20 protein-coding genes are annotated in these 18,722 nt (G+C 64.8%); 9 read left to right on the top strand and 11 right to left on the bottom strand.

Going from position 1 to position 18,722, the window contains the following annotated elements:
* Positions 1–97 precede the first annotated feature (97 nt).
* The 3 genes from AC3WMA_RS09380 to AC3WMA_RS09370 form a co-directional block, all read right to left on the bottom strand.
* Positions 98–844, bottom strand: a complete 747-nt coding sequence (locus AC3WMA_RS09380; protein ID WP_492285118.1) for a F0F1 ATP synthase subunit A — start codon at positions 842–844, stop codon at positions 98–100.
* Positions 845–988: 144 nt separating this feature from the next.
* Positions 989–1,306 carry a DMT family transporter gene (locus AC3WMA_RS09375; RefSeq protein ID WP_492285117.1) on the bottom strand — a complete coding sequence of 106 codons (318 nt, stop codon included), beginning with the start codon at positions 1,304–1,306 and terminating at the stop codon, positions 989–991.
* Positions 1,307–1,438: 132 nt separating this feature from the next.
* Entirely contained in the window at positions 1,439–2,320 is an 882-nt protein-coding gene (locus AC3WMA_RS09370; RefSeq protein ID WP_492285116.1) for a type 1 glutamine amidotransferase, read from the bottom strand.
* A gap of 113 nt (positions 2,321–2,433) precedes the next feature.
* Here AC3WMA_RS09370 and AC3WMA_RS09365 point away from each other — a divergent pair, with 113 nt between their 5' ends.
* A complete protein-coding gene (locus AC3WMA_RS09365; protein ID WP_492285115.1) occupies positions 2,434–3,342 on the top strand; it encodes a DMT family transporter in 909 nt (302 codons plus the stop codon).
* On the opposite strand, the gene AC3WMA_RS09360 is transcribed toward AC3WMA_RS09365, so the two are convergent.
* The 5 genes from AC3WMA_RS09360 to AC3WMA_RS09340 form a co-directional block, all read right to left on the bottom strand.
* On the bottom strand, positions 3,343–3,867 hold the full coding sequence (locus AC3WMA_RS09360; protein ID WP_492285114.1) for a PAS domain-containing protein: 525 nt from the start codon (positions 3,865–3,867) through the stop codon (positions 3,343–3,345).
* Positions 3,868–3,991: 124 nt separating this feature from the next.
* Positions 3,992–4,993, bottom strand: coding sequence for a class A beta-lactamase (gene bla, locus AC3WMA_RS09355; protein WP_492285113.1), 1,002 nt, complete (start codon positions 4,991–4,993; stop codon positions 3,992–3,994).
* Positions 4,994–5,056: 63 nt separating this feature from the next.
* Positions 5,057–5,311, bottom strand: a complete 255-nt coding sequence (locus tag AC3WMA_RS09350; protein WP_492285112.1) for a DUF1902 domain-containing protein — start codon at positions 5,309–5,311, stop codon at positions 5,057–5,059.
* Between the two features lie 2 nt (positions 5,312–5,313).
* Positions 5,314–6,903, bottom strand: coding sequence for a phosphoglycerate dehydrogenase (serA, locus tag AC3WMA_RS09345; RefSeq protein ID WP_492285111.1), 1,590 nt, complete (start codon positions 6,901–6,903; stop codon positions 5,314–5,316).
* Positions 6,904–7,068: 165 nt separating this feature from the next.
* Entirely contained in the window at positions 7,069–8,247 is a 1,179-nt protein-coding gene (locus tag AC3WMA_RS09340; protein WP_492285110.1) for a phosphoserine transaminase, read from the bottom strand.
* Positions 8,248–8,442: 195 nt separating this feature from the next.
* Here AC3WMA_RS09340 and AC3WMA_RS09335 point away from each other — a divergent pair, with 195 nt between their 5' ends.
* Positions 8,443–9,663: a TIR domain-containing protein gene (locus AC3WMA_RS09335; protein ID WP_492285109.1), complete on the top strand. Its 1,221-nt coding sequence runs from the start codon at positions 8,443–8,445 to the stop codon at positions 9,661–9,663.
* Positions 9,664–10,423: 760 nt separating this feature from the next.
* On the opposite strand, the gene AC3WMA_RS09330 is transcribed toward AC3WMA_RS09335, so the two are convergent.
* A complete protein-coding gene (locus AC3WMA_RS09330; protein ID WP_492285108.1) occupies positions 10,424–10,648 on the bottom strand; it encodes a hypothetical protein in 225 nt (74 codons plus the stop codon).
* A gap of 291 nt (positions 10,649–10,939) precedes the next feature.
* Here AC3WMA_RS09330 and AC3WMA_RS09325 point away from each other — a divergent pair, with 291 nt between their 5' ends.
* Entirely contained in the window at positions 10,940–11,200 is a 261-nt protein-coding gene (locus tag AC3WMA_RS09325) for a hypothetical protein (RefSeq protein ID WP_492285107.1), read from the top strand.
* A gap of 2 nt (positions 11,201–11,202) precedes the next feature.
* Here AC3WMA_RS09325 and AC3WMA_RS09320 read toward each other — a convergent pair whose 3' ends face one another.
* Together AC3WMA_RS09320 and AC3WMA_RS09315 are read right to left on the bottom strand one after the other, a co-directional pair.
* Entirely contained in the window at positions 11,203–11,658 is a 456-nt protein-coding gene (locus AC3WMA_RS09320; protein WP_492285106.1) for an RbsD/FucU family protein, read from the bottom strand.
* Entirely contained in the window at positions 11,652–12,512 is an 861-nt protein-coding gene (locus tag AC3WMA_RS09315) for an amidohydrolase family protein (protein WP_492285105.1), read from the bottom strand. The genes AC3WMA_RS09320 and AC3WMA_RS09315 overlap by 7 nt, the downstream gene beginning before the upstream one ends.
* 202 nt (positions 12,513–12,714) lie before the next feature.
* On the opposite strand from AC3WMA_RS09315, the gene AC3WMA_RS09310 reads away from it, so the two are divergent.
* The 6 genes from AC3WMA_RS09310 to AC3WMA_RS09285 all read left to right on the top strand — a co-directional run bounded on the left by AC3WMA_RS09310 (position 12,715) and on the right by AC3WMA_RS09285 (position 18,651).
* The gene (locus AC3WMA_RS09310) at positions 12,715–14,052 is read left to right on the top strand and encodes an ABC transporter substrate-binding protein (RefSeq protein ID WP_492285104.1); all 1,338 of its coding nucleotides are present in this window, start codon (positions 12,715–12,717) and stop codon (positions 14,050–14,052) included.
* A gap of 102 nt (positions 14,053–14,154) precedes the next feature.
* Entirely contained in the window at positions 14,155–15,084 is a 930-nt protein-coding gene (locus AC3WMA_RS09305) for a carbohydrate ABC transporter permease (RefSeq protein ID WP_492285103.1), read from the top strand.
* Positions 15,084–15,902, top strand: a complete 819-nt coding sequence (locus AC3WMA_RS09300; protein ID WP_492285102.1) for a carbohydrate ABC transporter permease — start codon at positions 15,084–15,086, stop codon at positions 15,900–15,902. Before AC3WMA_RS09305 ends, AC3WMA_RS09300 begins: the two co-directional genes overlap by 1 nt.
* 82 nt (positions 15,903–15,984) lie before the next feature.
* A complete protein-coding gene (locus tag AC3WMA_RS09295) occupies positions 15,985–16,881 on the top strand; it encodes a dihydrodipicolinate synthase family protein (protein ID WP_492285101.1) in 897 nt (298 codons plus the stop codon).
* Between the two features lie 21 nt (positions 16,882–16,902).
* Complete coding sequence (locus AC3WMA_RS09290; protein WP_492285100.1) at positions 16,903–17,580, top strand: GntR family transcriptional regulator; 678 nt, start codon at positions 16,903–16,905, stop codon at positions 17,578–17,580.
* Between the two features lie 78 nt (positions 17,581–17,658).
* A complete protein-coding gene (locus AC3WMA_RS09285; RefSeq protein ID WP_492285099.1) occupies positions 17,659–18,651 on the top strand; it encodes a sialic acid TRAP transporter substrate-binding protein SiaP in 993 nt (330 codons plus the stop codon).
* Positions 18,652–18,722: the final 71 nt, after the last annotated feature.

The following is an 18,722-nucleotide window of genomic DNA, read 5'->3' as shown; positions in this document are numbered from 1 at the left end:
GCCGAATTCGGCGCGTCCAAGGCGGAATTGGGCCGGAATGCGGATAGGCGGGACGGGCACCCGATGCGTCCTGCGTTTGCAGGAGCGGCCCGGCTGATCAATGGCCGGGATGCAGTGCGTCGTTCAGGTAGATGCAGGTGAGCACGGTGAAGACATAGGCCTGCAACACCGCGACCATGAACTCGAAGGCGGTGAGCGCGACCGTCATCAGCAGCGGCAGCGGTGCGAGCAGGGAATAGCTCATACCTGCCGCGAGCAGCGCCGCGACGAAGCTGCCGAAAACCTTGAGCGCGATATGGCCGCCGAGCAGGTTGGCGAAGAGGCGCAGGCTCAGCGAGATCGGCCGCGACAGGAAGGAGACGATCTCGATCAGCGTGATGAAGGGCAGGAGCCATTTCGGCACGTCCGACGGCACGAAAAGCCGCAGGAAGCCGAAGCCATGGCGCAGCACGCCGTAGCCGATGACCGTCGCCATCACCAGCATGGCGAGCGCGAAGGTCACGACGATATGGCTCGTGACCGTGAAGGCGCCGGGGATCATGCCGAACAGGTTGAGCACCAGGACAAACATGAAGAGCGAGAAGATCAGCGGCAGGAAACGCAACCCCTCGCGCCCGGTCGCGTCGGTCAATGTCTTCGCCACGAACTCGTAGAGCATCTCGGCCAGCGCCTGCGTGCGGCCGGGGACGATGGCGCGCGAGCGCGTCGCGAGGATCAGCCCGCCGGCGATCGCGGCGGTGGCGAGTACCATCATCAGGGCCGCGTTGGTGAAGCCGAGATCGACCCCGCCGACACGGAACGGAATGAGAGTCTTGACGATGAACTGGTCACTGGGATTGGCCAAGGCGAAGGCCTCCGCTCACGGGGTTGCGCGACGGCGCGGAGCATTCCGCGTCGTGGGGCCGTCCCCTGTGAGGTGCGAAGGCCGCGGGTCGTCCCGAGGCCCGGCCTGCCTAGAAGCAGCAGGCGATTTTGGCAAGTCCGGCCGTCAGCTCGCCGAGAGCTTCATCATGACGAGGCCGGAGACGATCAGTACCGCGGCGGCGATGCGCATCGGCGTGAGCGCTTCGCCGAGCACGGTGACGCCGACGAGGAAGGCGCCGACCGCGCCGATGCCGGTCCAGATCGTATAGGCCGTGCCGAGCGGCAGCGAGCGCATCGCCAGAGAGAGCAGGGCGAAGCTGCCGATCATCGTGACGATGGTGATCGCGGTGGGCATCGGACGTGTGAAGCCGTCCGACTGCTTCATGGTGAAAGCCCAGACGATCTCGAGAAGGCCGGCGGAAAACAGATAGAGCCACGCCATAGCGGGTCCCCCATGGTTTGCCGGGTCGTCCCGGCACATGTCCCAGGTTGGGGGAGGTCGTGGCCTCGCGGCCGCTGATCTAGCGATCGCCCGGCGTCATGGCAAGGTTTGCAGGCGAAACTTGTGCGGGGATCAGGCGCGGCCGCGCGTGCTGGCATGCGGCTTGACGCGATGCTCCATGAAGTTGCGCAACTCGGTGACGCGGCGCTCGGTGTCGAGCACCTCGCGGTCGAGGCCATGCGCCCAGGCGAGGTCCTGCCGGTCGGGCTCGGCATCGAGCGTCAGCATGTCGTCGAGCCAGGCTTTCGCGGAAGCCTCGTCCTTGCGGAAGCCCTCCTTGATCATCAGCGGCACCCGGCGATCGAGGATCGCGACGATCTGCTTCAGCGAGAATTCGGGATGGTACTGCACGCCCCAGAAGGTGCCGCCATTATGCTTGATCTCGGCGGCCTGGACCTGGCTGTAGGCGTTGGAGGCGAGGATCGTCGTGCCGTGCGCCGGCAGCGCGATGGTGTCGAGATGGATCGCGGGCGCATCGAAGGCGGCCGGGCGGCTGGCGAGCAAGGCGTGGTTGCGGCCGGCCTCGGTCGGCGTGATCCGGCGGGCGAAGCCGGTCTCGCGGCCCTTCGGATTGGCGGTGACGGTGCCGCCGGCCGCGACGGAGCCGACCTGGATGCCCCAGCAGGAGCCGAAGCAGGGCGTGCCGCTGGCATAGATCGCGCGCATCAGGTCGATCTGGCGGGTCACGGGCGGGGCGGTATCGTAGATGTGCAGGGCCGAGCCGGTCAGGAAGATGCCGTCATAGGATTCAAGCCCTTCGCCGTCGGGGAGGTTCGCACCCTCGTCGGCCGGCAGGCAGATATCGGAGACGATGCCCGGCTCGAACGCCGCGATCTCGGCGGCATAGGCCTCGCCATAGGCCATGCCATAGGACTGGCGCAGCCCCTCGCGGGTGTCGCGCATATTGCCGTCGACGAAGAGCAGGCGGAGCGGGCGGGCGCTGGTTTCGATCATCGGGGTATTCCGCAGGGATGCGCAGGGCGACGGGCAGGTGTGCGCCCGATCTCATATGAGCCGGGTACACGCAAGGGTATTGCATGAGCCCTTTCTCGCAACAGGGCGGAAACGTGCACCCTACCCAGACTTGGCTGCAACGCGCCTGGGGCAATGCCTACCTGCTGATGGTGTTGACCACCTTGATGTGGGGCTGCAACGCCGTGGCAAGCCGGCTCGCCGTCGGCAACATCTCGCCGATGATGCTGACCTCGCTGCGCTGGGTGGCGGTCTGCGCGATCATGCCCCTGCTGCTGCGCGATCAATTGCGCGAGCACTGGCCGGTGCTGCGCGCGCATTGGCGATTGATCGCGGTGCTCGGCACGCTCGGCTTCACCACCTTCAACACGCTGATGTATCTCGCGGCCTATTCGACCAGCGCGATCAATATCGGCATCTTGCAGGGCGCGATCCCGGTCTTCGTGCTGATGGGTGCCTTCCTGGTGTTCCGTACGAAGATCACCCCGATGCAGGCGATCGGTGTCGCGGTGACGCTGCTCGGCGTCGCCGTCACGGCGAGCCGGGGCGACATCCATATCCTCATGGCCTTCCGCTTCGTGCCGGGCGATGTGCTGATGATCATCGCCTGCGTGCTCTATGCGGGCTTCACCGTCGGCGTACGCAAGCGGCCGGCCGTGCCGGGGCTCGTCTTCTTCACGGCGATGGCGAGCTTCGCTTGCCTCGCCTCGCTGCCGCTGCTGGCGACCGAGATCGCGCTCGGGCGCTCCTATATGCCGACGCCGCAGGGCTGGCTGATCCTTGCCTTCACGGTGATCTTCCCGTCGATCGTCTCGCAGCTCTCCTTCATGCGTGCGATCGAATTGATCGGGCCCGGCCGGGCCGGCGTCTTCGTCAATCTCGTGCCGGTCTTCGCGCCGATTCTCGCCGTGCTGATCATCGGCGAGCCCTTCGGGCTCTATCACGCGCTGGCGCTGGCCCTCGTGCTCGGCGGTATCTTCATCGCCGAGCGGCTGGGGCGGTAATCAGACCGACCGCTCTTTGACCTCGGCCGCGAGATTCATGCCGAGCCGCATCAGCACATCCTTGAGTTTCCGCTTGAGTTCCTCGTCGGTGATCTGCTTGGCGATGCTATAGGCCTGCAGGACGTGACCGGCGACGCGGGAGGTCGCCGTGGTGGATTCGGCACTGCGCTGCTGCGTGACGTCGAAGGCCATCCCGACATAATGGCCGGTGCAGCCTTCCTCTGTCCGATGACATCGGGCGAAGGCTGAGATCAGTCGCTCGCCTGCGGCGGGTACAATCCGATACTCGTAGTGGAAATCGATCGCCGCCCTGACGCAGCGCTCGATCTCCTGCGCTACGCCATCGCGGTCGTCCGGGTGGATGCCGTCGACATAGGCATCACATCGCGTGCCGCGCATCGCCTCCAGCGGATCGACGTTGAAAAGCACGGCCATGCGCGCGTCGGCGTAGAGGCGGTCGTTCAGCACGTCCCAATACCACATGCCGACGATGGCATTGTCGTTGAGGCCATCGTCCGTGAACAAGGGGGGCGGCTGTGAGGCTCCCACCCTGAAAACCGAGCTGCCCATGTGCTGTCCCCCAAACGTTAGACTGGAAGAGGGCAACCTGAGGCGCAAGACGAGATAAAGTATAAGCCAGCAACGCTTTTCAGCGCAGCGCCGAGACCGCCAGCCGCGCCACATCCGCCAAAGCCGCCGAGCGCTCGTCGGCATCGGCGCGGGAGCCGGCGAGATAGGTCACGATGACGAAGCGCCGGCCGTCCGGCAGCGTCGCGACGCCGATATCGTTGGTGGCGTGATTGATCCCGTCCGTGGTGAGGCCGAGCCCGGTGCGATGGGCGAAGCGCGTGCCCGCCGGCAGGCCGGCCTTGAGCCGGTCGGTGCCGACCTTCGATTCCGCCACGATCTTCTCGATGAAGGCGGTATGGGCGGGATCGCGCAGCCAGTTGCCCTTGGCGAAGGCCTCGAGGAATTGCGCGCTCGCTTCCGGGGTCGAGGCGTCGCGCTTGTCCTTGAGCGCATTCGACAGGGCGGCGATGCGCAGGCGCGGCCGCATCGCCTTGAGCTCGGCGCGGAAGGCCTTCTCGTCCACCGTGTCATCCCAGCTGAAGCCCTTGAGCCCGTAGATCTCCGGCTGGAACAGGCGCTCGTAGCGGTCGACCGACATGCCCTGGACGCCGCCATCGCGCAGCATCTTCGTCACGACCTGCGGCCCGCCGATCTCGCGCATCAGCAGGTCGGCGGCGGTGTTGTCGCTCTCACCCGCCGCGAGCCGGATCAATTCGCGCAGGGGATAGTCGTTGCGCTCGCCCTTGAAGCTTTTCACCAGCGGGCTGTGGAACAGCGAGAAATCCTTGCGGGTCACCGTGATCGGCTGGTCGAGCTTGAACCTGCCGGCCTCGACCTGCTGCAGCACCGCGACTGCCAATGGCAGCTTGAAGACGCTCTGCATCGGGAAGGTCTCGGATCCGCGATGCGACCAGAGCTTGCGGTCGCGCAGGTCCATCAGAGCGACGCCGAGGCGGCCCTTCGAGGCCTGCTCGATGCCCTCGATCGCCTTGTCGAGCTTGTCGCGGTCCCAGTCGGCGAGGGCCGGGGCGGCCGTCAGGCAGGCAAGGGCAACGGCGGCGAGGCGGGCAAGGGCAGGCATGGGCGATCCTCTGCGATGGAGCGATCACAGGGCCGTGATATTGCGGCAAGGTTGCGGCGGCACTCAGGCCGGCTCGCCATTCTCCGCATCGCAGAGCGACAGCTCGACCGGGCAATTCTCGATGCCGAAGCATTCCGGCAGGAGCTGCGTCAGCCGCTCGCGGAGGCCGTCCAGCGTCTCGGCCTCGGTGACGATGCCGAGCTCGCCGGTATCGATCGCGTACCAGAGGCCCGCCGCCTCGTCGCGGCGGACCTCGAAATGGATAGGCTCCGCCGCCGCGGCAGGCGCGGCGACGAGAGCCTTCAGCGGGTTGAGCACGATCAGAACTTCAGCCGCCGCGCGCGCTTGACCATCGGGATCTCGTGGATCTTGGCCAGCAATTCGTCCGAGATCGGCTCGTCGACCGAGACATAGCAGATCGCGTCGCCGCCGGGCTTGTCGCGGCCGAGCGCGAAGGTCGCGACATTGACGCCGGCTTGGCCCAGGAGCGAGCCGAACTGGCCGATGAAGCCCGGCTTGTCGGCATTGCGCACGTAGAGCATGTGCGGCGCGAACTCGGCATCGACAGCGATGTCGCGGATCTCGACGATGCGCGGCTTGCCGTCCTGGAACACCGTGCCGGAGGCGTGGCGCGGCATGTCCTCGGCCTCGACGACGATACGGATGACGCTTTCGAGATTGCCGGCGACCTCGCGGGTCAGTTCCTCGACGACGATGCCCTTCTCCTTCGCCACCATGGCCGAGTTGACCATGTTGATCTCGGGCAGGAAGGGCCTGAGCACGCCGGTGATCGCGGCAGCCGAGATCGCCTTGAGGTTGAGATGGGCGACCGCGCCTTCGTACTCGATGCGGATGCCCTTGACCGGCGCTTCCGTCAGCTGGCCGAGGAAGGAGCCGAGCTTCTCGGCGAGATCGACGAAGGGCTTCACGCGCGGGGCTTCTTCCGCCGTGATCGAGGGGAAGTTCACCGCGTTGGTGATCGCGCCCTTGAGCAGGTAGTCGCTCATCTGCTCGGCGACCTGTAGGGCGACATTCTCCTGCGCCTCGTTGGTGGAGGCGCCGAGATGCGGCGTGCAGACCACGTTGTCCAAACCGAAGAGCGGGTTCTGCTCGGCCGGCTCGACCGAGAACACGTCGAAGGCCGCGCCCGCGACATGGCCGGACTTGATCAGATCGGCCAGCGCCTGCTCGTCAACGAGGCCGCCGCGGGCACAGTTGATGATGCGCACGCCCTTCTTGGTCTTAGCCAGCGCCTCGGCCGAGAGGATGTTCTTGGTCTTCTCGGTCATGGGCACATGCAGCGTGATGAAGTCGGCGCGCTTCAGCAGGTCTTCCAGCTCGACCTTCTCGACTCCCAGCGCGACGGCGCGTTCCGGCGACAGGTAGGGGTCATAGGCGATGACGCGCATCTTCAGGCCGATGGCACGCTCGGCGACGATCGAGCCGATATTGCCGGCGCCGATCAGGCCGAGCGTCTTGGCCGTGATCTCGACGCCCATGAAGCGGTTCTTCTCCCACTTGCCGGCCTGGGTCGAGGTATCGGCGGAGGGAATCTGGCGGGCGAGCGCGAACATCATGGCGATGGCGTGCTCGGCGGTGGTGATCGAGTTGCCGAAAGGCGTGTTCATCACGATCACGCCGCGCGCGGTCGCGGCGGGGATCTCGACATTGTCGACGCCGATGCCGGCGCGGCCGATGACCTTGAGGTTCGTCGCCTGCTCCAGCAGCTTGGCGGTCGCCTTGGTGGCCGAGCGGATGGCGAGGCCGTCATAGTCGCCGATGATCGCGGCGAGCTTGTCCTTGTCCTTGCCGAGGTTCGGATCGAAGGTCACGTCGATGCCACGGTCCTTGAAGATCTGGACGGCGGCGGGGGAGAGGGCGTCGGAAATCAGGACTTTCGGGGCGGGCATGGGAGGCTCCGGCTGGCGCGGCGCTACACGAGGAGCGGTCCGGCGCATGAATGGGGAGAGAGCGTCATGGCCGGGCTTGACCCGGCCATCTCGGGACGCGGAGGCGCAGGGTGGCGCCTCTTCTGGAAAGAGATGGTCGGGTCTAGCCCGACCATGACGGCTTGATCAGGCCGCCTTCTTGCCGAGCCCGGCCTTCGCCTCCGCGAAGGCATAGGCGATCCAGGGCAGCAGCGCTTTCACGTCGCGCGACTGGACGGTCGCGCCGCACCAGATGCGCAGGCCGGGAGGGGCGTCGCGGTAATGGCCGAGATCGTAGCCGGCGCCGGCCTTCTCGATGATCGAGACCACCTGCTTGGCAAAGGCCGCCTGCGCGTCCGCCGGCAGGGCGGTAACAGTCGGGTCGGTGAACTTCAGGCACACGCTCGTATTGGAGCGCGTCTTCGGCTTCACGGCCAGGAAGTCGATCCAGTCGTTCTCGCGCACGAACTTGGCGATGACGCGGGCATTGCCGTCGGCGCGCTTCACCAAGCCGTCGAGCCCGCCCACCTTCCGGGCCCATTCCAGCGCGTCGATATAGTCCTCGACCGCCAGCATGGAGGGGGTGTTGATGGTCTCGCCGGTGAAGATGCCCTCGATCAGCTTGCCGCCCGAGGTCATGCGGAAGATTTTCGGCAGCGGCCAGGCCGGCTTGTAGCTTTCGAGCCGGGCGACGGCGCGCGGCGAGAGCACGATCATGCCATGCGCGGCCTCGCCGCCGAGCACCTTCTGCCAGGAGAAGGTGACGACATCGAGTTTTGGCCAGTCGAGGCGCTGGGCGAAGGCGGCGGAGGTGGCGTCGCAGATGGTCAGCCCCTCGCGATCGTCAGCGATCCAGCTGGCGTCGACGACGCGCACGCCCGAGGTGGTACCGTTCCAGGTGAAGACGACGTCGCGGTTCTTGGTGTCGACCTTCTTCAGGTTCGGCAATTCGCCATAGGGGGCGTCGAAGGTGCGGACATCCGCAAGCTTGAGCTGCTTGACGACATCGGTGACCCAGCCGGCGCCGAAGCTCTCCCAACTGACCATGTCGACGCCGCGGGCGCCCAACAAGGACCAGAGCGCCATCTCGACAGCGCCGGTATCGGAGGCCGGCACGATGCCGATGCGGTAATCGGCGGGAACCTGCAGCACCTCGCGCGTCAGGTCGATCGCAGCTTTCAGCTTGTCCTTGCCGATCTTGGCGCGGTGCGAGCGGCCGAGCGGGGCGTCGGAGAGGTTCTTGAGGGCCCAGCCGGGGCGCTTGGCGCAGGGGCCGGACGAGAAGTTAGGCACGCGCGGACGCGTGTTCGGTGCGGTATTCGCCATCGATGTCTCCATCCTTACAGATGGGCGCGCCCCGTTGGGGGGGCGTGTCCCGTCGATGGGGTTAGGATGGGAGGCAGGGGGAGTCAAGCGGTAGCTGTGATGCACATCATGGTGGGTCTGACTTCGTTCAAGTGCTGACTCACAGGTGCTCAAAAGCACACGCCGGGCGCTTGGCATCGAAGTCGACGATGCTTATTGAAGTTAGGTTTCGAGGCTGAGAACGGGCTATTGAAAAATATGGATGAGGGCGCTCCACTTATTTTCATTAGCTATGCCAGTCCTGATCGCGAGAGAGTCGACCCTATTGTCGATCGATTAGAGCATTCTGGCTTGAATGTTTGGATGGATCACCGCTGTATTAGAGCGGGACAAAACTGGAATCTCGAAATTCGCCGCGCTTTAGGGAAGGCGGCTATCGTTGTAGTTTTTATGTCTGAATTATCGGTTGATAGGCGCGGGTATGCACAAAGGGAAATTAAAATCGCTTTAGAGCAAGCGGAAGAAAAACTAACGAGCGATATTTATATAATACCCGTCTTGATTGATTCTCTTTCCGAATTTCCGGAATCTGTCCGGCATTTACATATGGTAAAAGCTTGGGAAAGTGGCTCTATAGAGAAGATAATAGAGTCCATATCTCAGCAGATTTCTCAATTGGGTCAACATGCTCAGCACGTACAATCGGATTCTCGAATTAGATGGGTAAGCAACACCTTCAAGGAATCTTGGGATGGATTACCCGGGTATGAGATAGAGTATAATATATTTTCGATGAGCTCGTCTGACATTCCAAAGGTCGGTGATATCACAGATATGGTTCGAGGGCGCATATCGGAATTAGCTTCGGGAAACAGGAGATCAAAATTTTCACAGAATTCTGTTGATTATAATTTTGGTCAAAGTCGATATCGACGAACAAATGTATTTTCCGCCCATTGCCGTGAGCCTGTTGTCGTCAATCATGTAATATGCGTGCCTTATTTTATGCATACATATAACGCTGGGGCGGCCCATGGAATGGAATGGATTGAAAGCTTCAATTTTACATTGGAGCCAATTACCCGAATATCCGAAATTCAGGAAATATTTGTTGAATTAGAAGCCGCCTTCAGCGTTATCCAGAGGGCCGTTAGATCGCAGTTGGCTATAGATTTGATTTCTGACGAATACGGAAATCGCGACCTATATAATGAGTGGATCAATAATGGCACCGAAGATTGGTCGCATTTTAGGAACTTCAGCTTTTCTGGTGAGGGAATCGAATTTCACTTTCCTCCCTACCAAGTCGCCTCATATGCCGATGGGATTAGAACCGTAATTGTCTCAAATAAGCTGATTTATAAGCTTATGTCAGTCTACCTTGTGGACGCTTTGGGGTGGACGCATCTTCGTTGGCAGGAGGAGGCCGCTTTGTGATTTTACGGGCGATGATACCTCTTTCTTGCTGAAGAGGATGATCCTGCACTTCCGCCATGAAATCTTATCCCCTCCCTCACACGCGGCGCCTATCCTCACCCCACCTCGTCCCCGAGGGGCAGCCATCCGGAGGTATGCCGTTGGCGGGGCGGGGACGGCGCCTGCGGGTGGGGTTACGACCCACTCCCGGGAGGCTTCGGGGCACCGCCCTGGGGGTACTACGGCCCCTGTGCGAGGAGCTCGCTGGAAGGCATGGCGGCACCGCATCTGCGGGGCCAGGACGCGACAAGGCCGGCATCGGACCGAAAGGCGGCTCAGCCCTTTTCGGGATCATCCGCTGCACGAGACAAAGGAGATCGCGCAAGCGTTTCTGCCGAACTGGTGTCGAGGCTCGCAGGTCAGCGAAACGCCCTGCCGTATAAGCGCGGCCCGGAGACTTAAGAACGCCGTCGAGCGGAGCGCCACGGGGCGTGCGGATGGTGGCTCAATCCATCCGCGCCGCATCCTGGCTCAATGGAAGCGGCCCTAGACCCTCGCGCCTCGCGGCGCTCCGCTGCCCCTCAATGAAGCCGCCGCGCCTCGGTGCGGGCGGAGCAAACCCATGCGTCATTCTCGGGCGGAGCGAAGCGCAGACCCGAGAATCTCCGGCAGGAAGAGGCTCCCGAGCCTTCGTGTCATGAGATGCTCGGGTCAAGCCCGAGCATGACGCAAGAGAGAGCTTTTGGTCGAGAAGAGGGAAAGAGAGCCCGAGCGCCCCCCCTCAATCCCCCGTCATCGTCATTTCGGCGTCGATGGCCTTCATCTTCGGGTGGGCGGCGCAGAAGGCCCTGATCTTCTCCGCGACGCTGGCGGCGTATTCGCTCTTGCGGTGGGCGCCGGATTTCAGCCAGTCGGCGCAGCTCTGCTCCGGGTCGGTGATCCGGGCGGCGGACGGGGTGGCGAGGAGGATGCCGGTGACGGCGGCGAGCAAGGCGAGGCGGGGCATGGTCTGGTCCTGAACGGGCAGCCGCATTACCGGCCTGCCTCGGGCGCCGCTCCTGCTAGTGCATCGGACCGAAAAGGGGAATCCACTTTTCGGAAGAATCCGATGCCGGAGCAAAAGTCTGGATCGCCACTTCGCGTCCGACAGGACGCAGGGCGATCCGGCGTCGCGGCCGGATGCAAATGCGATTGTCGCGGACCCGATGCGCGGGCAGGGCAGTGCGACTCGAGAAGGGCAGGCAGAGCCGGCATTTCGTGATAGGCAGCGGCTCAATCCGAAACAGGTAACGAGACCATGGCCCGCAAGACCCCCGAACAGCTCGCCCAGGAATTCGAGGGCCGCAAGGCCAAGGGGCTGGCCAAGGGCGGGGCGGCGTTCTGGCCGAACATCATCGCCAATGCCGTGCTGAAGCTCACCCAGCAACGGGCCGAGATCACGCCGGAGACGCTGATCGAGATGATCGAGCGCGAGGCGCCGACGCTGGAGGTCACGGTCCGGGCCGGCGCGACGGAGGCCGTCGCGCGCCTGAAGCAGGCTATCGCCAAGGGTTCGTGAGATTAGCCCGGCTCGCCGGCGATGACGCCCTTGCGCAGCAGGAAGCAGCCATAGGGGCGGGGATCGCCGACCTGCACCACGGCAAAGGCGCGCCGCGCCTGATCGTAGAAGGCGAAGCGCTCGATGCCGGCCAGCGGTGCGGGGCGGCCGAGTGCCTTGTCGATCTCGGCCTGCACGGCGCGCTGGACTTCGGGGATCGCGGCGGCATCGCCGACGACTTCCATGCGTCGCAGCGGCTCAGGCTCGAAATCGTCGATCGGCAGCACCGAGAGGATGGCGCGCGCAGTGCGCTGCATCGTCAGGCCGGGTAGGCGGATCAGGCGGCCGCTGGTGGTGGCGCTGGCGATGGTTTGCGCCGGGTGATTGGCATCGACCAGCGCGAGGTCGTCGCCATGGCCCATCGCGGCGAGCACCCAGAGCAGGTCGGCGGAAAGGACGGGGTCGAGGTTTTTCAGCATGATGGGCGGCGGCCCCTCTTCGTCAGATAGATGCGGGCGGCGTTGCCGCCGAAGATCGCGGCGCGCTCAGGCCCGGTGAGCGTCGCGGTGAGGCGCTCGGCGGCGGCGAGCCACTGGTCGTACGCGGCGGCGAGCGTCGCGACCGGCCAGTCGCTGCCCCAGAGCAGGCGCTCCGGCCCGAAACAGGCGAGGAGCTGGGCGACGGCCGGGGCCAGCGTCGCCTCGCGCCAGCCGGGTCCGGCTTCGGTGACGAGGCCGGAGAGCTTGCAGGTCGTGTTCGGCCGCGCGGCCAAAGCCGCGATGCCGCCGCGCCAGGCGGAGAGATCGGAGCCGGTGAGGTCCGGCTTGGCGCCGTGGTCGATGACGACGGGCAGTTCCGTCTCGCGCTCCAGCAGCTTGAGGAGCGCGGGGATCTGCGGCGGCTTCACCAGCGCGTCGAAGACGAGGCCGTGCTGTTTAAGTGCCGCGAAGGCCGGTGCGAGGGCGGGTTTCGCGAGCCAGTCGGGATCGGGGATGTCTTGCACCATGGGGCGCAAGCCGACGAGCAGCGGGTCGGCGGCGAGGGCGGCGATGCTGGCGGGGGCGTCGGGCGCTTCGAAATCGGTCCAGCCGACGACGCCCGCGACGAAGGGGGTGGTCGCGGCGAGCGCGAGCAGGTGATGCGTCTCGGCCTCGGTCGCGGCGGCCTGGACGAGGATGGTCGAGGCGATGTCGTGCTGCGCCAGATGCGGGGCGAGATCGGCGGGCTCGAAATCGCGGTGGATCGGCTTCAGTGCCGGCGTCAGCCAGCCATAGTCGCCACGGGCGAGCCGCCAGAAATGCTGGTGGGAATCGATGCGGGGCGGGCTCGTCACGGGCGGCTCTCGCAGGGGATTCGGCGGCGGGGAGGAAGGATGTGGCGATACTATGTGCACGCCAACATGTTAGCTTGCAACCGGCCCGAAAGGAGATTAGCGTCCAGCCCGATCACGGATGCGGGAGGCGGTCGTCGCCTTATGTTCCGCGCGCCATCAAAGGCCCGAAACGGGCCGTGTTCAAGTCTTGGGGAGGACGCCGATGACCGATAGCATTCTCAAGCCGACCCGCCGTGTCCTGCTGGCCGGTGGCGCTGCCGCGATCGCCTCGCCCTTCGTGCTGCGCAAGGCGCAGGCGCAAGGGGCGTTCGACTGGAAGAAATTCTCCGGCCAGTCGATCGACGTGCTGCTGGTGAAGAACCCGCGCTCCGACCTGATGCAGGCGGCGGAGAAGGAGTTCACCGAACTCACCGGCATCAAGGTCTCGGCCGAGCAGGTGCCGGAGCAGCAGCAGCGCCAGAAGGCGGTGATCGAGTTCGCCTCGGGCAAGCCGAGCTTCGACGTCAGCGGCATCTCGCTGCATGTGCAGAAGCGCATGGCGGCCAAGGGCAAGTGGTTCGAGAACCTCGAGCCCTTCATCAAGAACCCGTCGCTGACCGCGCCGGATTTCGACTTCGCCGATTTCGGCGCCGGCCCGGTCGCCTATGCGCGGCAGGCCGACGGGTCGCTCGATACGATCCCGTTCTTCGTCGATTACTGGATGGTCTACTACAACAAGGAGCTCTTCGACGCGAAGGGCGTGGCCTATCCCAAGACGATGGACGAGATGTTCACCGTCGCGCAGAAGCTGCACGATCCCGCCAAGGGCGTCGCGGGCTTCGTCTCGCGCGGCCTGAAGAACGCGAACGTTCCGGTCTGGACCTCGCTGATGCTCGGGCAGGGCATGGAGACGACCTCCTCGGACGGCAAGCTGCAGACCGATACGCCGGAGGCGATCTGGGCGGCCGATCTCTATCGCAAGCTCAACAAGGAGACCGGGCCGGTCGGGCAGGTCGGCTTCAACTGGAACGAGTGCCAGACCACCTTCATGCAGGGCCGCGCCGCGATGTGGCTCGACGGCATCGGCTTCGCCACGCCGCTGGAGGACCCGACCAAGTCGCGCATCGTCGGCAAGGTCGGCTATGGCGTGACGCCGCCGGGGCCGAAGGCGCACCATGCCGGCATGTTCGCCGACGGCATGGGCATCTCGCGCGGCTCCTCCAAGAAGGAGGCGGCCTGGCTCTACCTGCAGTTCATGACAAACAAGAAGAACCAGATCGCCATGCTCAAGGCTGGCGCGGGCGCGCCGGGCCGGTCCTCGGCCTATCTCGACACCGAGACGATCGCGCAGTCGAAGTTCGGCAAGCAGTATTTCGACTGCCTGCTGGCCTCGGCCAAGGTCGCGCGGGCCGGCCTGCCGCAGATCGTGCCGGTGACCGAGTTCCGCGACGTATTCGGGGTGGCGCTGACCAATGCGATCGGCGGGGCGGATGTCGCGGCCGAGCTGAAGAAGGCGACGGAGACCTTCGCGCCGGTGCTCGCCAAGAGCGAGCAGGGCTGAAAACAACAAGCGTCATGGCCGGGCTTGACCCGGCCATGACGTAGCCAAAGCACCCTCGAAGAGATGCTCGGGTCAGGCCCGAGCATGACGGTTCCAGACCACATGACCAGCACGTCCCTGCCAGCCAGCATGTCGAGTACGACACAAGCGAACGCGGCGGCTGCTTCGGCGGATTTCACGCCGCGCTACTGGCTGTTCTCGCTGCCGGCGGTGCTGGTCATCGGGGCGGTGATCGTCTTCCCCTGGCTGTTCACGCTCTACATGTCCGGGCAGGACTGGAAGATCGGCGGCGGGGTGGAATTCGTCGGCCTCGGCAATTTCGCCGAGCTGATGAAGGATCAGCGCTTCATCGAATCGATGGGGCATACGGCCTATTTCACGGTGCTGGCGGTGGTGCTGCCGATCGTGTTCGGCACGGCGGCGGCGCTGGTCTTCCATCGCGAGTTCCCGTTCCGAGGCCTGCTGCGCACGATCTTCGTCATGCCGATGATGGCGACGCCGGTCGCGGTCGCGCTGGTCTGGACGATGATGTTCCACCCGCAGCTCGGCGTGCTGAACTATCTGCTCTCGCTCGTCGGCATCGGGCCCTCGGGCTGGGTCTACGAACCGTCCACGGTGATCCCGACCCTGGTTCTGGTCGAGGTCTGGCACTGGACGCCGCTGGTCATGCTGATCGTGCTCGGCGGATTGGCCGGGTTGCCGCGGGAACCTTACGAATCCGCGCTGATCGACGGCGCCAATGACTGGCACATGTTCCGGCACATCACGCTGCCGCTGGTCTGGCCCTTCATCATGGTGGCGATCGTGATCCGCACCATCGATGCGCTGAAGGCCTTCGACACGATCTTTGTGATCACGCAGGGCGGGCCGGGCACGGCGTCCGAGACGCTGAACATCTTCCTCTATCTGCAGGCCTTCCAGTTCTACAAGATCGGCTATGCCTCGGCCGTGGTGGTGATCTTCTTCGTCATCATCATCATGCTTTCGCTGCTGCTGCTCTATGCGCGGCAGAAGTCGAAGTGGAACGCGTGATGAACCGCACGCTCAAAAAGTTCGGCTTCTGGGCCTCGGTCTTCGTGCTGGTCTCGCCGGCCGTGCTGGTCTTCCTCTGGATGATCTCGCTGTCGCTCAAGAACGAGCTCGACAATACCGCCTTCCCGCCGGTCTTCATCCCGAACCCGCCGACGCTGAAGAACTATGTCGACGTCTTCGCGCAGAACAATTTCGGGCTTTATCTCTGGAACTCGATCCTGGTCACGGGCGGGGCGGTGCTGCTCGGGCTCCTGGTCGGCGTGCCCGCCGGCTACGGCATCGCGCGCGGTAAGGCGCATAAATTCGCGGTGCTGATCCTGGTCGCGCGGATGACGCCGGCGCTCTCCTACCTGATCCCGCTCTTCCTGTTGTTCCAGATCACAGGATTGGTGGGCTCCATTACGGCGCTGGTCATCACCCATCTCGTCATCACCATCCCGATCATCGTCTGGATCATGATCGGGTATTTCGAGAACGTGCCGATGGAGCTGGAGGATGCCTCGCGCATCGACGGCGCCACTACCTGGCAGGCTTTCCGCCATGTCGCGCTGCCGTTGGCCAAGCCCGGCATCGTGGTCGGCGGCATCCTCGCCTTCATCTTCTCCTGGAACAATTTCATCTTCTCGGTGGTGCTTGGCGGCAAGGCCAGCCGGACGCTGCCCTCGGCCGTCTACAACTCGCTGACCTTCGAGCAGATCTCGTGGGGACCGCTGGCCGCCGCGGCGCTGCTGGTGACGCTGCCTGTGCTCCTCGTCACCGTCATCGCCCAGCGCCAGATCGTCGCCGGCCTCTCCGCCGGAGGCCTCAAGGACGGCTAGCACATGCTTCCGGAACCGCTTGCGGGCGGCTCTGCCTTCATACTAACATGTCAGTCAACGTTCAGCCCTGAAAGCTCACCCCATGGCCTCCGACAAGACCCGCTTCGGCCTCTCCTGCGCGATCACCACCCCGATGCGGGATGGCGGGAGCATCGACCTGCCGCGCCTCGTCCATCACGCGCGCCATGTGCTGGCCGAGGGCTGCGATTCCGTCACGCTGTTCGGCACGACGGGCGAGGGCGCGGCGCTGGGGCTTCCGGCGAGGACCGCGATGATGGGGGCACTGATCGGAGCGGGGATCGACCCGGCCAGGCAGATCTATGCCGGCATCGCCGCGGCCTCGATGCATGAAGCGGTGGAGCAGGCACAGCTCGCGCTCGATGCCGGGGCGAAGGGATTGCTGGTCGCGCCGCCCTTCTACTTCAAGGGCGTCAGCGACGAGGGGCTCTATGTCTGGTTCTCGCAGTTCTTCGAGAAACTCGGCGCCTCCGCCCGCAATGTCGTGCTCTATCACATCCCGTCGGTGACGGCGGTCGATATCAGCGTCGGCCTCGTGCAGCGGCTCAAGACCGCGTTCCCGGGCCTCGTCATCGGCGTGAAGGATTCCTCGGGCAGCTACGCCAATACCGAAGCGCTGCTGAAGGCGCATGGCGAGCTCGCCATCCTCGTCGGCGACGAGCGCCAGCTTGCCAAGGCGGTGCGCAACGGCGCGCAGGGCACGATCTGCGGCCTTGCCAATCTGGTGCCCGGCCTGCTGCGGCCGATGGTCTACGAGGGCAAGGACAGCCCGGTGGTGAACGCGCTGGTCGACGAGATCTGCTCGCATCCGGTGCTGGCGGCGGTGAAGGCGTTGGTCGGCCATATCCATGGCGACGACGGCTATGGCGCGATGCGCCCGCCGCTGGAGGCGCTGGACGCTGCGACCCGCAAGCGGCTCTTCGCCGCCTTCGATTCGATCAGGCAGGCCAAGGCCGCCTGAGAAGGAGCCAAAGGAGGGATCGTGACCGAGTCGGAGCCGGAACCGCGCGAGGGCGAACCGCTGAAGCTGAGGGAGCGCGCCTATGCCTCCTTCACCGAGCGATTGCTGGCGCGCGAGATCAAGCCCGGCCAGTTCGTGACCCAGCGCGAGCTCGTCGCGATGACGGGCTTTCCGCTCGGCGCCATCCGCGAGCTCGTGCCGCGACTGGAGGCGGAGGGGCTGATCAAGACCGTGCCGCAGCGCGGCATGCAGGTCGCCCATGTCGACCTCAACCTGATCCGCAATGCCTTCCAGTTCCGGCTCTTCCTCGAGAAGGAGGCGACGGCGCTCTACACGCAGAACGCGGCGGACGATGAGATCGCCGAGCAGCGCGCCCGGCATGAGGTGATCATCGCGCGGGCCGAGGCCGGCGGCGACGAACGCCTGATCGAGGATGCCGAGGATGTCGATCGCCTGATGCATGAGGCGATCATCGACCATCTCGACAACGACATCGTCAGCCAGGCTTTCCGTGTGACCTGGCTGAAGATCCGGCTGATCCGTCAATACGAGACACGCATCCAGAACCACATCCTGGTGCCGGTGATGCAGGACCATCTCAAGATCATCGCCGCGATCGAGAGCCGCGACCCGGAACGCGCCGCGGACGAAATGAGCATCCATATCGGCAACGCCCGTGCGCGGGCGATGCAGTACTGACGACCGGGGACGACGACGCAAGACGCAACGCATCATGACGACGAGCCGGAAAACCGGCCGCACGGGAGGGAAACGACGATGACGAAACTGACGAAACGCAGCTTTCTCCAGGGTTCCACCGCGGCCGGCGCGGCCGTGTTCATGCCGGCGATCGCAAGGGCGCAGGCGATCGTGCTGCGCTGGGGCGAGATGCTGCCGGCAACGCATCCGCAGGTGCAGATGGTCGAGCGCATCGCCAAGCAGGTGAAGGAGAAGACCTCCGGCCGCGTCGACATCCAGTCCTTCCCCGCCGGCCAGCTCGGCTCCGGCAAGGACATGATGGAATCGGTCGCTTCCGGCGCGCTGACCATGACGACGGACGGCGCCGCGGCGCTCGGCTCCTTCCTGCCGCAGCTTTCGGTGGTGGAAGCGCCCTATCTCTGGCGCGACGCTGCCCATATGGCGAAGGTGGCCAAGGCGCCGGTCTTCACGCAGATGAATGCCGAGCTCGAGAAGAAGCGCGGCATGCGCATGGCCGCCGTGACTTATTACGGCAAGCGCCATCTCACGACCGGCTCCAAGGCGGTGAAGAGCGCGGCGGATGTCGCGGGGCTCAAGCTGCGCGTGCCGCCGGTCGATACCTTCCGCGCCATGGTCGAGGCCTGGGGCGCCAAGGCGACGCCGGTCAATTTCAACGAACTCTACCTCGCGCTGAGCCAGGGGGCGGTCGATGGGCAGGAGAACCCGCTACCAACGATCCACAGCGCCAAGCTGCAGGAGGTGCAGAAGCACCTGATCCTGACCGGACACATCATCACGCCGCGGCTCGTCATCGTGAACAGCGATTTCTGGAAGGGGCTGAAAGACGCCGACCGCAGCGTGGTGGAAGCCGCGATTGCGGATGGTGTCGCCTGGCAGGACGCGGAACTGGCGAGCCAGGAGGGCAGCCTCGTCGCGACGCTGAAGGCGGCCGGCATGACCGTGACCGAGCCTGATCTGGAGAGCTTCTCCAAGCCCGTGCTGGCGAGCCTGCCGAAGCAGTTCGAGAGCAAATGGGGCAAGGGCACCTGGGATGCGCTCGCCGCGCTTTAGGGCGTTGCTCGCTTAGGCTCTCAACGCGTCATTCCGGCTCTCAGCTTCGCCGCGGCCGGAATGACGGCGGC

It is taken from the genome of Allobosea sp. FW305-C-101 (assembly GCF_058783685.1).
This window is presented reverse-complemented; position numbering and strand designations above follow the sequence as displayed.